This is a genomic window from Vibrio kanaloae, from assembly GCF_024347535.1.
GTDB lineage: Bacteria > Pseudomonadota > Gammaproteobacteria > Enterobacterales > Vibrionaceae > Vibrio > Vibrio kanaloae.
The window spans coordinates 2,883,487-2,900,501 of sequence record NZ_AP025497.1; the positions used below are offsets into that span (position 1 = coordinate 2,883,487).

16 protein-coding genes are annotated in these 17,015 nt (G+C 38.4%); 4 read left to right on the top strand and 12 right to left on the bottom strand.

What is annotated here, in order from left to right; translation table 11 throughout:
- Positions 1-2 precede the first annotated feature (2 nt).
- The 12 genes from OCV24_RS12975 to OCV24_RS13030 form a co-directional block, all read right to left on the bottom strand.
- A complete protein-coding gene (locus OCV24_RS12975) occupies positions 3-1,169 on the bottom strand; it encodes a nucleotide sugar dehydrogenase (RefSeq protein WP_150879013.1) in 1,167 nt (388 codons plus the stop codon).
- A 96-nt stretch (positions 1,170-1,265) separates the two neighbouring features.
- Positions 1,266-2,441 (bottom strand): DegT/DnrJ/EryC1/StrS family aminotransferase, encoded by a 1,176-nt coding sequence (locus OCV24_RS12980; protein ID WP_150879015.1) that lies wholly within the window; start codon positions 2,439-2,441, stop codon positions 1,266-1,268.
- A complete protein-coding gene (locus OCV24_RS12985) occupies positions 2,428-3,087 on the bottom strand; it encodes a sugar transferase (RefSeq protein WP_150879017.1) in 660 nt (219 codons plus the stop codon). Before OCV24_RS12985 ends, OCV24_RS12980 begins: the two co-directional genes overlap by 14 nt.
- Positions 3,084-3,860 carry a glycosyltransferase gene (locus OCV24_RS12990; RefSeq protein WP_150879019.1) on the bottom strand — a complete coding sequence of 259 codons (777 nt, stop codon included), beginning with the start codon at positions 3,858-3,860 and terminating at the stop codon, positions 3,084-3,086. The genes OCV24_RS12985 and OCV24_RS12990 overlap by 4 nt, the downstream gene beginning before the upstream one ends.
- A gap of 1 nt (position 3,861) precedes the next feature.
- The gene (locus OCV24_RS12995; protein WP_150879021.1) at positions 3,862-4,491 is read right to left on the bottom strand and encodes an HAD family hydrolase; all 630 of its coding nucleotides are present in this window, start codon (positions 4,489-4,491) and stop codon (positions 3,862-3,864) included.
- Positions 4,466-5,500, bottom strand: coding sequence for a glycosyltransferase (locus OCV24_RS13000; protein ID WP_150879023.1), 1,035 nt, complete (start codon positions 5,498-5,500; stop codon positions 4,466-4,468). The genes OCV24_RS12995 and OCV24_RS13000 overlap by 26 nt, the downstream gene beginning before the upstream one ends.
- Positions 5,493-6,752, bottom strand: a complete 1,260-nt coding sequence (locus tag OCV24_RS13005; protein ID WP_150879025.1) for an O-antigen polymerase — start codon at positions 6,750-6,752, stop codon at positions 5,493-5,495. Before OCV24_RS13005 ends, OCV24_RS13000 begins: the two co-directional genes overlap by 8 nt.
- Entirely contained in the window at positions 6,746-7,972 is a 1,227-nt protein-coding gene (locus tag OCV24_RS13010) for a hypothetical protein (RefSeq protein ID WP_150879027.1), read from the bottom strand. The genes OCV24_RS13005 and OCV24_RS13010 overlap by 7 nt, the downstream gene beginning before the upstream one ends.
- Positions 7,973-8,751: 779 nt before the next feature.
- Positions 8,752-9,795, bottom strand: a complete 1,044-nt coding sequence (locus OCV24_RS13015) for an SDR family oxidoreductase (RefSeq protein ID WP_150879029.1) — start codon at positions 9,793-9,795, stop codon at positions 8,752-8,754.
- A gap of 192 nt (positions 9,796-9,987) precedes the next feature.
- Positions 9,988-11,268: a Vi polysaccharide biosynthesis UDP-N-acetylglucosamine C-6 dehydrogenase TviB gene (gene tviB / locus OCV24_RS13020; RefSeq protein ID WP_150879031.1), complete on the bottom strand. Its 1,281-nt coding sequence runs from the start codon at positions 11,266-11,268 to the stop codon at positions 9,988-9,990.
- 337 nt (positions 11,269-11,605) lie between these two features.
- Positions 11,606-11,926 (bottom strand): hypothetical protein, encoded by a 321-nt coding sequence (locus tag OCV24_RS13025; RefSeq protein WP_137009019.1) that lies wholly within the window; start codon positions 11,924-11,926, stop codon positions 11,606-11,608.
- A 95-nt stretch (positions 11,927-12,021) separates the two neighbouring features.
- Entirely contained in the window at positions 12,022-13,074 is a 1,053-nt protein-coding gene (locus OCV24_RS13030; protein ID WP_150879033.1) for a helix-turn-helix domain-containing protein, read from the bottom strand.
- Positions 13,075-13,394: 320 nt separating this feature from the next.
- Here OCV24_RS13030 and OCV24_RS13035 point away from each other — a divergent pair, with 320 nt between their 5' ends.
- The 4 genes from OCV24_RS13035 (at position 13,395) to glpT (ending at position 16,998) form a co-directional block, all read left to right on the top strand.
- Complete coding sequence (locus OCV24_RS13035) at positions 13,395-13,859, top strand: hypothetical protein (protein WP_060466988.1); 465 nt, start codon at positions 13,395-13,397, stop codon at positions 13,857-13,859.
- Positions 13,811-14,452, top strand: coding sequence for an N-acetylmuramoyl-L-alanine amidase (locus OCV24_RS13040; RefSeq protein ID WP_390902089.1), 642 nt, complete (start codon positions 13,811-13,813; stop codon positions 14,450-14,452). Before OCV24_RS13035 ends, OCV24_RS13040 begins: the two co-directional genes overlap by 49 nt.
- 453 nt (positions 14,453-14,905) lie before the next feature.
- Positions 14,906-15,241 carry a hypothetical protein gene (locus OCV24_RS13045; RefSeq protein WP_016784030.1) on the top strand — a complete coding sequence of 112 codons (336 nt, stop codon included), beginning with the start codon at positions 14,906-14,908 and terminating at the stop codon, positions 15,239-15,241.
- A 386-nt stretch (positions 15,242-15,627) separates the two neighbouring features.
- A complete protein-coding gene (glpT, locus tag OCV24_RS13050) occupies positions 15,628-16,998 on the top strand; it encodes a glycerol-3-phosphate transporter (RefSeq protein ID WP_017055406.1) in 1,371 nt (456 codons plus the stop codon).
- Positions 16,999-17,015: the final 17 nt, after the last annotated feature.

A 17,015-nucleotide genomic window follows, 5' to 3' on the forward strand; every position in this document is an offset into this window, starting at 1 on the left:
CCTTAATCTGAACCGAATAGATCGCGTGTGTAGACTTTGTCTTTTACATCCGCCAGTTCTTGAGCCATGCGGTTTGAGACAATCACGTCACAGCTTGATTTAAATTGGTCAAAATCGGTGAGCACTAATGAACGGAAGAACTCTTTTTCTTTAAGTTCAGGTTCAAACACTACAACCTCAATACCTTTTGCCTTCAAGCGCTTCATAATGCCTTGAATACTGGACGCGCGAAAGTTATCTGAACCGGACTTCATGACTAAGCGATAAATACCCACACGTTTCGGGTTGCGCTTAATAATAGAGTCAGCAATAAAATCTTTACGTGTGGTATTCGAATCGACAATCGCACCAATAATATTGTTTGGTACATCAGAGTAGTTGGCACGCAACTGCTTAGTATCTTTTGGTAAACAGTAACCGCCGTAACCAAACGAAGGGTTATTATAGTGTGAACCAATGCGAGGGTCTAAACTTACACCATCGATGATTTGACGCGTATCTAGCCCGTGTGACTCGGCGTAGGTGTCTAGCTCGTTAAAGTAAGCAACGCGCAGCGCTAGATAAGTATTCGAGAATAGCTTAACGGCTTCCGCTTCTGTTGAATCAGTGTATAGGATTTCAACGTCTTTTTTAACCGCACCTTCTAACAACAAGTTCGCAAAAACTTGAGCACGTTCAGAGCGCTCACCGACCACAATACGTGATGGGTGTAGGTTGTCGTATAACGCTTTACCTTCACGTAAGAACTCTGGCGAGAACATCAGGTTGTCACACTCTAATTCTTGTTTAATGCGCGCGGTATAACCGACAGGCACGGTTGATTTGATCACCATTACCGCGTTTGGGGTAATCGCCATCACATCTTTAATCACCGCTTCAACTGATGAGGTGTTGAAGTAGTTGGTTTCAACATCGTAATCGGTCGGTGTTGCGATAATCACGAATTCCGCGTCTTGATACGCCGCTTTTTTATCTAAAGTTGCGGTGAAGTTTAACGGCTTATTTACCAAGAAATCTTCAATTTCAGCATCGACGATAGGAGATACTCTGTCATTAAGTAATCTCACTTTCTCTTCGATAATATCGACCGCGATAACGTCATGATGCTGTGATAACAACATCGCATTTGATAAGCCTACATAGCCGGTACCGGCAATTGCAATTTTCATTTTATTTTTCTTCGCTGACGTTGTAATTTGTATAATTAAGAATTTGATATAAAAATAATTAGGGAAAGCTCTAACCTTGCCTATCATAAGATTTAATTAGATTTGAGCTTCGAGTAAAACAGCACGAATAACTTCAGCCGTCTTCTCAATCTCACCCTGTAATAAAGTTGGGTGCACTAAAAACATTAAGCTGGTTTCACCTAACTCAACGGCATTCTTTAACGGCGTTTCAGGCCTGTAACTTGTGCCATCAAATGCTTTTTCTAGATAAACCTCAGAACAACTGCCTTGATAGGCAGGTACACCGCGTTCAACAATCGCTTCAACAATTTTATCGCGAGTCCAACCTGGTTTTAGGTGCTCGGGGCGAATAAACACATAATGTTTATATTCAGCATGTTCGATGTAATCTGGAACTTCCACACTTCGAACAATTGAAAGTTCAGCAATCGCCGCTTCAATAATAGCAGCATTAGACTGACGCTTTTGGGTCCATTCAGCCATGCGTTGGATTTGGATACGACCAATAACCGCTTGCATTTCTGTCATGCGCCAGTTGGTACCAAAGCGTTCATGAAGCCAACGGAAGCCCGGTGGGTGCTCGCGGTTGTAAATAGCATCAAAGCTTTTACCATGATCCTTATAAGACCACATAAACGACCATAGATCTTTGTTGTTGGTGGTTACCATGCCGCCTTCGCCGCCGGTGGTCATGATCTTGTCTTGGCAGAAAGACCAAGCACCAATATCACCAATCGTACCGACACTGCGACCTTTGTATTTAGCACCATGCGCCTGAGCACAATCTTCAATAACCTTGAAACCATGCTTTTCAGAGAGCGCCATAATTGCATCCATCTCGGCAGGCATACCCGCAAGGTGGACCACGATCACCGCTTTTGTTTTTGGTGTAAGTACCGCTTGTATTGATTCAGCGGTAATGTTTTGACTATTCAAATCCACATCAGCGAAAACAGGGATTGCTCCCGCCGTCACTATCGAGGAAGCTGACGCCAAAAAAGTCCGCGATGTAGTAATAACTTCATCACCTTGACTTACCCCTAGAGCTTTCAATGCAATATCTAACGCTAGCGTTCCGTTACCTAGCGCCACTGCATATTCACAGCCAACCCAAGCCGCAAACTCTTTTTCGAATTCACGCCCTTCTTGGCCTGTCCAATAGTTAACGCGATTAGAAAGTAAAACTTGCTTAACAGCATTAGCCTCCTCATGAGTAAAGCACGGCCAAGGTGACACTTTAGTATTTAACATTAGTTGTCCTTAATAATTCCAAACATTCCTTAGTTGACCTTAAAGGCATGATTTTTTTATTAAACAAAGTAATACCTGTTACTGTTTGTAATATTATATCTATATCAAATAGAGTGCTTTTATTTCTAATATACATACAATTCAATTTCACCTTCAAAGGAAACATAACTTCATTATTAAAATCTGATGCATCCTTAGTACTAAGTAATATTTCCTCTTCATACTTAAAATACAAAGTAGCATAACCTGTAATACCTGGTTTCACTTTCAATATGGTTCTGTCATCACCAATTAATTTATCCGCATAACCAGGAACATCCGGACGAGGCCCAACAAAACTCATGTGACCTAGAAGCACATTAATCAACTGAGGTAACTCGTCGATTTTATATTTCCTTAAAATAGAACCACATGCAGTAATTCTGTTTACGTTCAAAGCCGTAACAGATGACGAATGATTAGGTGTGTCGGACATAGTTTTAAGCTTAATGACTTTAAATATAGTGCCGTTTAATCCAACTCGATCTTGTAAGAAAAAACCATTTGACTTAGTGCTCCAACTAGCGAAAATCCAACCCAAAAATATTATTGGCCATAAAACCAAAAGGCCGCAGAAAGAAAATAAATAATCGAAAGCATTTTTCATTTAGATAACCCTAGAAGAAACTTCAAAACAAAAACAGGGGAATACTTAACAACATAGTTCTTAATCAAGAACCTATATTGAAAAATGCTAGTAATATAGTTTTTTTTGATATTAATATTATAACTTTGCTCACGAATACGCCTATTAACCAAACTATCATCATACCTAAACTTTAGTAAAACCTCTTTATTAAGATAATATACGCAAGAATTAGACACAGCTTTTAACCACAAATCTAAATCTTGTGACTTCATAAGTCTTTCATCATAGAATCCATATTTATAAAAGAAATCTCTGCGAAACATAACTGATGGGTGTATTACCGTGCATTTGTTCAACAAACTATCAACTGTCAATTTAGCTGAGAAGTTAGTAGTTTTTAAATGAACACCTTTTGAATCTATTATTTCAGCATTGCTTGAACAGAAGTCAACTTTCAAATCTGATTTTAGAGTTTCAAGTTGTTTTTTGAACCTATCATTTACAACGATATCGTCAGCATCCATCCTTGCGATAAACTCATACCCGCGTTCAAGGGCGAATTGTATACCTATATTTAAAGCGACAGGCAATCCTGAGTTAACAGCCAACTGAATCAAATGGATGTTATTTTGATTAAGATAATTGATAACATCTGAATCTAAAGGACCATCAGCCACAACTATAACATCCGCAATATTTTCAGAAAAATATAACGAACTATTAACAGCCTCTTTAATAAATATAAATTTATCTCCGTGATATATCGGTATAACAATTGCCAGTTCATTCATTTCAATCACTTTCTATAATCCTGTCTACTTTGTGGTAATGCCAAAATTCCTTATCCTTTTCATTGTTACACACCGCTATTATTTCGACATCAAAATTGACAAATGAGAAATCAGCATAATTATCAGTTACTATCTGTTTCTCTTTATATACACCAAGCTCTATATGATTAGTTTTATTTTTATAAATGTTAAGTTCAAAAACATTAACCGTATTATTTTTTGATATTACTGTTGCAATACAATCGTCAAAATCAAAAAAAAGCTTTATCTCTTCGGCAATTCTTGAATCAGTACCACTTATTATTATTTTCCTAGCATCGACGTGAGATATGAAATTCAAAACTTTTTCATTTAGATAATTCGAGTTCAAATGAACAACATAATCCTTATAAGAAGTGTTTTCATTTACTAAAAACTTTGAATATAAAGCCAAAATAAATCTAGACAAAGATATATTAAAAATTTTTTCAAGCGTAAAGTTAATCGATTTAAATAAAAATGAATTGAGGAGACTATACGTTTTCAACCCCCCGCTCCAATGAACAAACTCATACCAAGTGTTTACTTTATAAAGCGTATTACATAAATCAATAAGTAATAATTTATCATCTAACGTATTCTTCGTAGTCATAATTTACTTCCATAACATTAAATCTTTCAACAGTGTGTCTAATATCAGAGCCAGAAAGTTCACTAATATTGTTTAACTTAGTAGTCAAACTATCAATGTCGTCTTGCGGTATTAGGAAACCATTTACACCATCGATTATGATATCTGAGGGCCCAGAGATACAATCGTAGGATATAACTGGACAATTATAGCTTATAGCCTCAGAAAGAACGTTTGGGAACCCTTCATATTTAGAAGTCAACATTAACACCTCGGCTTTAGCGTAATAATTATGAACATCATTAACTGAACCAAGAAAAACTAACATTTCGGACACGCCTAGTTTACGAGCTAATTCAGAAACTGAAGATTTAACACTCATACAACCTTCTCCAACAATATAAAGAAAAACACCATCTTTGGGAAAGTTAGATTTTGAATAAGCCTCAACAATATGTTCAATTTGCTTAACTAAATTAATCCGACCTACAAATAAAACAAATCTAGGAGAAGCTTCAGTTATGTCTATCGTCTTCAAACTTCCCAAAGGGTTATTGATCACCTTATAGTCACTAACACCTGCAGATACTGCATCTCCTATCATACCTTTTGATTGAAGTATTATCCCATCAGACTTTTTTAATGCGAACTTAATGTAAAACTTCTTAAAAAACCCGACTTCACTTTGCTCCCTAGATATAGAACTAATAACTCTAGTATAGACTTTTCTTTTTTTAGGCACAAAGAAATTAACCACTAGTAAAATAAATGATATATTATATTTAAAAGAAACATAACAACCAGGGTTTCTTAGGAAAAAAATTATGAGCTTAATATAAGGAAAAAATTTACACTCTGAATTTGATAAAATATTCAAGTTAGAAGATTCTTGCTCATCTTGGTATGAGAAATTACGGTTTTCTTTGAGTAAGATGTAATTAAAAGTACTACCTTCGTAGCAAGATAAACTATGAAAAACTCTTTCAGCCCCCCCCTGCCTAAGATCATAGTTAACCATATACTTATTCATAACTAACGCCTTTCTTTTTAAACATTAAAAACATTATAGGTAATACCAAAATTATTGACCAGTGCATTATAGCAATGTAATTATCCCAAAAACTCCCTCTAAAGAAGAGTCTTATATTGGGTATATATATTAGCAACATAACAAACCCCCAATAACTACCCTTTTTCCATATATATATCCAAAGAAGTAGAAGGAATGAAATAATAAAGGGATAGGCCAATAACAAAATCACACCTCCATAATACAAAGATTCGGACATTATATTACCAGCAAAGCCAAATCCGCGACCTATATGCCCACTAACTATATCTGCATACCAAGAAACCCTCTCAATACCAAATAAAAATGATACATTTTTCAATATAGGTGTATATATATACTCGAATAAGTTCCCGTTAGACACTAAATTATTCTGAATCATATATGTCGTTGTAAATGCAGTATGATAAAACTCAGAAAGTAACAAATAGTCAATTCTAATCCCGTGAGTTCCAGAAGAAAAATATCCATTTTGGAAAAATCTAAATATAATAAGGAGTAACATTGTAATACAAACAAATATAACAAGTTTTTTTATCTTATCATTGGGTATTTTAATAACCCCAATCAACATAAAAAACACAATAATTGAAAAAATCATATCTCTATCACCACTCAATCCAGCTAATATGATTAGAATTATTTGTGGTGTAAAATAAATCAACTTAAAACGAATAAATATTGAAAGCGTTATCGAGCAAACAGATGCGACTGCAAATACAATAGGGATTTTAAAATTGTTAAACACATCAGAATAAATTGAATATGCAACACCTCGACTAGAAAAATTCGCAAATAACTGTGGTGAATACTTTACAAGAATATAGATTGAGAGTAATGAAATTAAGGTTAGAATAAATATCAAGTATCTCCTCATAAATTCACCCAAACTGTTTGACACAACTAAATTATTAAAGTTAGGCATCACAAATCGGTGGGATATGTATAATATAAAAGCGAACGTTACATTCACATAAATAGAAAGTAATTTTATATAAACAATGGTATCTATATCAATCTCATATCCAAAATATTCAAACAAGTAATCAGGAGTAATATATGGCACCCCTAAATACATTACAGAACAGACTAAGCAATATGACATCGGATTTAACAATAATTTCTTAGGGTTTTTATGAAACAAAAACATCAAATAAATTAATATCATTACAATCATTAAAACTTGAAATAATGTAAGAATTGCCTCTAACATTGTTCTATTCTTCTATATAATAAAAAACTAACAACCAAATAAGATAATGAATATGCAAAGATCCCAGCCCAGCCAAACAACCAAGAAGTAAAAACAAATATAGGGAAAAATATTAATGGCATATAAATATTAACCCAAAACAAAACATGATCAAACTTTAACGCATATAGATAGTTTCTTAGATCTTGGTAAACATAAATAAAGAAACTGACAGAAAAACAAACTAAGATCATTTTTAAATCAACAACTTCAATCAAACTACTAATTTTCTCTGATATATACTCTGGCATGTACCCAATTAAGGAGTAATATGTTTTTGATATTATCAAATAGCCAGCGATGACAAACAGCATTACTGATAAGAAAAATGTAAAATTTTTCTTCAAAACAGCTCTGTACTTAACATTACAACCCTTTAAAAACATACTCAAATTTTTAGATAGAATTGATGCATCCCAGACTGAATTCAATGCCATTATAATATTCATGTTGAAGCTATATATCCCTACTACTGATGAGTTTGTAAAATATAATAAAATCAATTTATCAAACGAGTAGATGCTTCGATGCGCTATATTTGAATAATACATTTTAAACAAAATTTTTCTATCCTTGAAAATATTACGCAAGTTACAAAATATTTTGCTGAATGAAAAACCACCAACCCCAAGCAAACAAAATATAGATATAAAAAATAACGATAACAATGTATAAGTCCAGATATCAATAATCCCTATTATATCTAGCACGGAAAAAAACATTACAATAATCGGCCATATTGCTACCCTAAAGCATATTAATATATTAGCAGTTACTATTTCTCCCTTAGCTATTAATAATCGAGTTAGCTCTTGAGCATTGCCTTCTAAGAAAACCAGCAATATAAAACTATTAATTCCTATATTTAAACCAGAATAATTAAGAATAAAATCTAAATTAATAAACAAATCAAGAAACAGTATTAAAAGACAAATAGAAATATACGGTAATAATTTTACCAAATGAGAATTAAACAAACCATTCTCATTTACCAACCTGTCAATAAAGTAGTAAAATTCAAGACCAAATAGATAGGTCAAAAAATAAACAACAGCCAATATAATTGAAATCTCACCGTATAGTCCTAATTTATCATTTGTTATCATCCACCCTGCAAATATAAACTTTGAAAATATAGTAACAAGTCTTAAAGCTATACTAAGTAAGTTATTTATATTCATAGTCTGGATGTTTCTTGATTTTTAGAATTTTTCTATCCTTAATGAATTTGGCTAGAAACTTGTAAGTTATAAGAAATAGAAAAGAACAGGCTACAATCAAACTATTCTCAATGGAGTAATAAAAAGAAAATAATAACATTATAACACATGAACACATTGTATATAAAATTCTAAACAAATCACGGTCAATCAATAAATTCTGTATGCTTTTTATATTGTAACGATTCCTAGATGTATGCTCTATAACCCTAGGAAACACTACAACTAGCATTAAAAAACAAATCAAAAAGTAATTATTGACAAAAAACAAAACCGGTAATAAAGTTTTTATTGAGAATAGTAGACAATAAGTTAAGATGTTATAATTACTCCTTACTTCATTGTGAAGCAAAAAGGAAAGTAACAATAAAAACAAACCAAATGTAAACCTTATTTCAAAAAAATAAACACTAATTGAAAAAGCTAAAACAGCTTTAAGAATAATAACCAACTCATAATTTTCATCCGTAAATAAAAATGAGCATCTTATAGTGGGGCTTTTTTCTTTCTTAGTCGTGACTTTATCATTGTAAATATAACCTATCTCATAAACTAAGTTAATGCACAAAAAATAAATCAACATATTAATAACAGGGGCAGTGGATTCCATCATATTAAAAATCATGATGTAAAATATAGGAAAACTAATCAACCATGACAAAAAATTACTAAAATTATCATACCTAGATCTTACTGTATAAAAAAAAGGTAGTATCGAATATAGTACATCTATTCCCTTATTATTTTTCATGATGATTTTTTCTTATTTCATTATTTATATACCATTCAACCGTAACCCCAATACTATCAGAAAATTTATGCTTACTTGAATAGCCTAATTTACTTATAGCTTTACTTATATCTGCTTGAGAATGACGTACATCTCCCGCCCTGAATTCTCGATATATCAAATTGTTCGTTATATTTCCAATAAGAATATTTACTATATTAAATATTGATTCGTATAAGTCATTTAAGGTAACCCTTTCACCCAAAGCGACATTATATACCTCATCTTTTGTATTGTCTGACGCTAATGAAGCTAAAATATTCATTTCAACCACATTCTCCACAAAACAAAAATCTCGACTCGTTAAACCATCCCCATTGATATATACATTTTCGTTATTTATAATGGAATCAGTCCACTTCGGAATAACTGCAGCATAAGCACCACTTGGGTCTTGGCGAGGCCCAAACACGTTAAAATACCTTAGACCAACAGATTTAAAACCGTAAGTGCGAGCGTATACGCCTGCGTAAAGTTCGTTTACGTACTTAGTTACTGCGTAAGGCGAAAGTGGGTTGCCAATATTTTCTTCCACTTTTGGTAACGCTGGGTGGTCGCCGTATGTCGAACTGCTCGCTGCATAAGTAAAGCTGCTTACCCCTTCTTCTTTTGCAGCATCTAGCATGTTTAGAAAACCGGTGATGTTCGCAGCATTCGTGGTAAGTGGATCAGCGATAGAACGAGGTACAGAGCCGAGTGCTGCTTGGTGCAGTACGTAATCAACACCTTTTACGGCTTGTTGGCATGTTTGAGGCTCTCGGATGTCGCCTTTAATAAAGCTAAAGCGATCCCACTGAGCGTCGCTTACTAAGCCTTTAACTTCATCTAAGTTGTGCTGATGCCCCGTTGCGAAGTTATCTAACCCCACCACGGTTTGATCAAGCTTTAGTAATTTTTCAAGTAGGTTTGAGCCAATAAAGCCCGCAACACCCGTTACTAACCATGTTTTTGGTGACTCAGCTAGCTCTTGTTGGATTTGTTCGTATTTGGTCATTGTGTTTTCCGTGGAGAGGCAAATATTATTTTTCGACAGGATAAATTGTGTTTATAAACTCTGAGCCATATTCGTTTCTCGAAACTCAGTATGAATAAGTTCAGCTTACAGTGTTGAGGTTCTCGTTCCTACCTCATAATAAAACTCAGGAGCTAAAACGTTTCTCTCCTGAGTTTTAGTTCTGTCTATAAATTAAAGACGCATATCCACACTTTCTTTGTCTAGAACGTACTTCAAGTCATACAGAACATGCTCTGATTTACCAAACGAGCGGATTTTTTCTACGCCCATCTCTTTGAACTCGTTGTGAGATACCGCCATGATGATTGCATCGTAATGATTTTGTTGTTCTTTTTCACACAAAGTTAGGCCGTATTCGTGTTGCGCTTCTTCGCTTGAACACCATGGGTCCATAATGTCTACGTTGATGTTGTACTCTTTCAATTCAGAGACAATATCAACTACTTTAGTATTACGTAGGTCAGGACAGTTCTCTTTAAAAGTTAGCCCCATCAACAGTACGTTAGCACCCTCTACATGAATGCGTTTTGTCAGCATTTTTTTAACTAATTGAGAAACAACATACTGCCCCATACCATCATTTAGTCGACGCCCCGCTAAGATCATCTCTGGGTGGTAACCGACTGTTTGCGCTTTGTGCGTTAGGTAGTAAGGATCCACACCAATACAGTGGCCACCCACCAAACCCGGGCGGAATGGAAGGAAGTTCCATTTTGTGCCTGCAGCTTCAAGTACTTCTAACGTATCAATATCAAGCTTACTAAAAATGATTGAAAGTTCGTTAATTAAGGCAATGTTTACATCGCGCTGCGTGTTTTCAATCACTTTTGCCGCTTCTGCCACTTTGATAGAAGATGCTTTGTGTGTGCCAGCTGTGATAATGCGCTTGTAAAGTTGATCTACGTATTCAGCCACTTCTGGTGTCGAACCACTGGTTACTTTTAAGATATTAGTCACGCGGTGTTCTTTATCACCTGGATTAATACGTTCAGGTGAGTAACCAGCAAAAAAGTCTTGGTTAAACTTAAGGCCAGAAACACGCTCTACAACTGGGATACAGTCTTCTTCCGTCGCGCCTGGGTATACTGTTGATTCATAAACAATGATATCGCCTTCTGATATCACTGTGCCTAACGCTTCTGACGCTTTAATCAGTGGTGTTAGATCGGGTTGTTTATGCTCATCAATCGGTGTTGGAACGGTAACAATGTAGACATTGCACTCTTTTAAGTCTTGAAGAGAGGTGGTGTAAGAAAGGTGAGAGGCTTCAGCAAGTTCATTGTCACTGCACTCTAGCGTACTATCACGACCAAGCGCCAGTTCATCAATACGTACTTGGTTAATATCAAAGCCAATCGTTGGTGACCTTTTACCAAACTCTACAGCCAAAGGTAAACCAACGTAACCTAAGCCAATTATTGCAATTTTTGCATTTTCTACTGACAAATTCATAAGTAATAAAACCTGATTGTTAATAATTATTTTATTGAGACCACCCTTTCACTTGATTCCGATGAACTTAGTGATGGGTAAACATCAAAAAATGCCTCAGTACACTTTTAGGTACTCAGACATATTTAATTTAGTTTAAGAAGAGATAGTTAGTGTTCTAGGCTCGGCTAGTCATTAAGATTCAGGCACGCTACCGCCCTTAGGTTTGGCTCCTAAAGGCAAGGTATTTACGGGGTGAATGCATCCCCCAGCTATCCGTGGCTGTTTTGCGCAGGGGATTCTAGCAAAGTAAGTGCATATTAACCAGTTTGATTTATAAGCGAAGTGGTCGAACATCTTACCAAGCATTCACCCAGCGAAAACATTGTACGTCTTGCAGAAACTTAGTCCCTATGTGGTACCGGTTTTCTTGTGCTGCGTCGCAGTAGCGCTTTTCTATATCAATGAAAATTTTACCGTTTCTATAAAGTGAGACAAAACTTTCATTATTGTTCACCGCCAACAAGTCCTTAATTTCTGTGCGTGTTAGCCCTTGTGGGTAGTGGTTAACCAGCAAAGTTAAGAACTCGCCGATGCGTCCTTCCACCCGTTCTATCTCGCGCTCTAACACCTTTACTTTTTCTTCCGTTGTCAGCTTTTTTAGGTTGGTATCGTCCATATGCCTCTCCTAATTTTACCTTTGTCTCTTGACGTTTTTATGTCTGTGTTCGCTTTGGCTAATTTAAGCCTTTAAGTAATGTGAAATACAGGTTCTCACTGCTCGGGGTCGGTACTCGCCAATTTGGATTGAATTAGGGCCTTGATACGCGCCTCAAACGGGTTGGTGGTGCTTTTGGCTTTGTAGTCCGCTAGGGCCTGAGAGACCGGTGTTGGTTGTTGCTGCTTATTTTCAACTTGGTCGATTTGGAGCGAATGCGCATGGTGGAGATCAGCTGTCGGTTTATTTGTGTCTGTTGGTTTAGCCGCTCTTTTTTGTTTAACCGTTAGGGTTTGCTTGGCGCCTTTTGTTTGCTGAAGCACAGGCGTTAAACCTCGTTTGGTTTTGGCTTGGGCACTTCTTCTTAGCCAACCATTCACAAAGTGGCCAATGTGTTCAAAGGGTTTGCGCTTGTCGGGGTTGATGTACAACCAAGCTTGCATGGCATGCAGTTCTTGCAGCACATCTAACTTCGGGTAGGTGCGTTTTAATATTTCGTAGAACTCATGATAAATCGGTGCGCAGCCCTCTTCGGTAAGCAGATCAATCACGGCTTCTTTTTGGGTTGTAGGTATGGAGGTCGCATGTTCTTCAGAGGCGTTGGGGGTATCAAGAATATCGGCGTCGTCTACCATGCCGCTTTTCAAGCTGATATCTGTTTTATGTTCTTTATGAAAGATTATGTGTGCCGGGCGATCACTCTCCGTGTTGGATCTTGAGTCCCCCTGGTGGGTGTCTGAATGGTCACTTTGTGGAAGGCTTGGGTTGAGTTCCGGTTGCTCGTTCTCGGCTTTATCGACGTCCGAGCGGTCTAAATCACTCTGTTCAATATGACAACCGCTGGGTAGGCGTAATTGGTATAAATTGCTGCGCTGACGGCCTTTGTTATCAAACCGCTTTATCCGCTTCACAAACCCTTGTTTTTCTAGCTCGTTAAGATGTCGTTTCACGGTTCTTACCGATACTTCGCAATATTGTGCTAAGTAATTTAAGGATGGAAAACACACACCACGCGCGTCGGCATTGTCGGCCAACTTTAATAACACCAACTTGCTTATCGGCGAGCCGGTTTTTAATGGGATGAAAGAGAGAATGAGGGAAACACACATGAATAACGCTCCTTGTTAATGGGTCTATCTACTTAAATCGTTCTCGCTATAAAAGCGGATAGATATGCATAACCATTGATAAAAGGTGCATTAACAACACTTTTTGGTGCTTTGGGGGCTAAGGTGGGGCGAGATTAAAAGTAACAAAACGTGTTTTTCCTTTGTGCTCTCATTGATATGCAACAAGAACATTACTTAAGATGATAACCTTCGAAGCACCTCTCACTTTTCTGCGCTCTTCCTTTTTCGCGTTATTGCCACCAACCCCAATCAAAAGTCTTGAAGTACATTGCCCTCCCCATACAGCAATAAGGTGCTTAATGAAGGCGATAGTTTCTCTTTTTATTTCAGCGTACCAGCCGGGCATGGCGAGCATCGAGTGTCGTCCTTATTCCCTCAATCGGTCTTACCTGCCGCTACTTGTTAGTCAGAGCGACGGGTGCCGTGATAGCAATGGATTAATGGCTGATGGTTCGATAAGTGATGAATCGGTTTGTTTTGAAGAGGAGCGTTTTGAAGATCCCAGCTATGAAGACATGTGTTGGATGATCAGCCGAGCGCGGCGAAGCCAGCCTCTGGGTTATTGCGTGATGTATTTACGTTATGTCAGTCACCACGCCGGTTATGCAAAAACCGTAGCCGCGAGTTTGCGACAACACATCGCATTACACCCTGATTTAAAAGAATCGTTATCAACGTTTTTAGTCACCTGGTTACAACAACAAGAGGATTTATTTTGTCAAACACTCCACCAGCAACTGATCGAGTTCCACACCAGCCGTTAGCCGCGTCTGTTTTGCAAGAGCAAGATGATTCGCAAAAGTCGCCCTATTCAGAAGAGCCGACTGGTTCGCAAGAGCAGGCTCATTCCGAAAAACAAGCGGGCGAGGTGGAGTTCATCCCTTCGTTAGATCCTTGTTTGCCTTCAGCCTCCTATTCTTTCAGCCTGGTTTCGGTGTTACTCCGCTTACCTCATTGCCCGCCCTACTCTTTTATTACTGTGCATTGCAGCGCCACACCGTCGGAGCAAGATGTTCACGTCGCCGATATTCGCCGATGGCATAAAAAGAGAGGCTGGCGCGATGTGGGGTATCACTTTGTGATTCGTCGCAATGGGGATGTCGAACTGGGTAGGCCGCTGTCGCAAACCGGCGCGCATGTGAAAGGACACAACAAGGGCAATATTGGCGTTTGCATGGTCGGTGGTTGTAATTCCGAACTGCAACCAGAAGATAACTTCACGCTTGCACAGCGTAAGGCACTGTTTGGTTTGGTGGCGGCCTTGCAAGAGCAGTTCTTGATTTCAGATGAGAATGTGAAGGGGCATAAAGATTGGGGGGTAAATAAGGCGTGTCCGGTGGTGAGGCTAAGGGAGTAAGAGCCGATGCGGGATTCGAGTAACCGAGATACGGAAAGCTTAAGAGCAGATTCCAGATACTTCGTTCCTCAGTTCTGGAATGACTAAATGACGAAATGATTAAGTAACAAAATGGCGGAATGACGGAGTCGCGAGCGGTGCGAGTGGTGAATAACGAGTGGCGAATAGCGAAGAGTTTTGGAGTGTGACGTTACTTAAGTCGTCATTCTGAACAGCGAGGCACGAGCGTGATTCAGAATCTAGCTTTTGCTGATAACGCGTTAGGAGCTGAAGAGAATTCGGGATAAAAATGAACGATATGCGAAAAGCTTGAAGAGCAGAAAGAGCAGATTCCAGATACCTCGTCCCTCAGTTCTGGAATGACTAAATGACGAAATGATTGAGTAACAAAATGGCGTAATGACGGAAGAACTAGAAAGGCGGTATATAACCATCAACGAACCAAGGAGCAGCATGACATTGTTCGGGCGAATATTTGGGAGCCAGTCTTCCATTAACAAAGGGTTAGATGCACTCACCAACACAGGAGATGCGATGTTTTTTACTGATGAAGAAAAAGCGAAGCACAAACTGGCACTGCTTAAAGCCTATGAGCCTTTTAAGTTAGTGCAGCGCTACATCGTGTTGTTGTTCACCATTCCTTATGTAGCACTGCATGTGATGGTGATTTTGGGTTGTATGCACGGCTACGATTGGAAACCGTTAGGGGAAATGACCAATGAAGCCTTTGGCTATCCGGTATTAGCGGCGATTGGTTTGTATTTAACAGGGGGCGTGGTGAAAAAATAGAAGAGCAGATACGAGTAACGGGTAAACAGGATTCGAAGCGCTGAAAGAGCAGATGCGGGTAGCGAGTAAACGGGATGCGAAGAGCGGTGCTTTTCATATCTCGCCACTCGCATCTCGTTACTGCTCTTTATTTTTTGTCGCTCGTTTACTCATCACTTCTCACATTCATGCTCATCTTGGTTAAAAACACGCAAGCGAAAACATGAAGTTCGTTCTAATTAAATGAAACTAATATGCTGTATTAAATGATCTTTTTTGTTAATAACAATCTCTATCACAGAAATTAATTTTGAAGCACATACAATGCGTGCACTTTCGAATGATGATCAACTTTGTTCGTTCGAGCATTTATTGTACGTTTTAAGCCCAATTTTTATGAGGTTTCTATGTTTGGAATATTCAAACCTATGGCGCATATCGATCGCTTATCAGCAGATAAGGTTGATGGCACCTATGCGCGATTACGCTGGCAGCTTTTTCTCGGCATCTTCGTTGGTTACGCGGGTTACTATTTAGTCCGAAAAAACTTTAGTTTGGCGATGCCCTATCTTATTGAGCAAGGGTTCAGCCGAGGAGAGCTAGGGGTAGCGTTAGCGGCCGTCTCTATCGCTTACGGTCTATCAAAGTTTTTAATGGGCAGCGTGTCCGATCGCTCCAACCCTCGTTATTTCCTCAGTGGCGGCTTGTTAATGTCGGCTCTGGTGATGTTCTGCTTTGGCTTTATGCCATGGGCAACCGGCAGCATTACCGCGATGTTTATCCTGCTGTTTTTGAATGGTTGGTTTCAAGGTATGGGCTGGCCAGCTTGTGGACGAACGATGGTTCACTGGTGGTCACGCAAAGAACGTGGCGAGATAGTGTCGGTATGGAATGTCGCGCATAATGTTGGCGGCGGATTGATTGGTCCAATGTTTTTATTGGGACTTTGGGCTTTCAACGATGACTGGCGCACCGCTTTTTATGTTCCTGCATTTTTTGCCACTCTCGTCGCTATTTTTGTTTGGTTTACGGTAAGAGATACCCCTCAATCTTGTGGCCTGCCACCGATTGAAGAACACAAAAACGATTACCCAGACGATTACAATAAATCTCATGAGACAGAGATGACAGCGAAAGAAATTTTCTTTAAGTATGTCTTCTCTAATAAGTTGTTGTGGTCTATCGCGATCGCAAATGCGTTTGTTTACCTTATTCGTTATGGTGTACTCGATTGGGCACCGGTTTACTTAAAAGAAGCAAAAGACTTCTCGGTGGATAAATCGTCTTGGGCTTACTTCTTGTATGAGTGGGCCGGTATTCCTGGCACCTTATTATGTGGTTGGATTTCAGATAAGTTGTTTAAGGGCCGCCGTGCTCCGGCAGGGATTCTCTTTATGGTTTTGGTCACCGTCGCCGTTTTGGTGTACTGGCTAAACCCAGCTGGTAACCCAACGGTTGATATGCTGGCACTGATTGCGATTGGCTTCCTTATTTACGGCCCAGTGATGCTAATCGGTTTGTATGCGCTCGAACTGGCACCGAAAAAAGCCGCAGGTACGGCGGCAGGCCTCACCGGGCTATTTGGTTACTTAGGCGGCGCGGTTGCTGCCAATGCGGTACTTGGCTTTATGGTGGATCACTACGGCTGGGATGGTGGTTTCATTATTTTGGTCGGCGCTTGTGTTGCTTCAATCATTTGTCTGCTTTACGCCTTCTTAGGCGAGCGCGCACACCACAAACAAAAAGATCTCGAACGAGAGAAAGAAGCGTTGGCTTAAGCGAACGTTAACGGAAT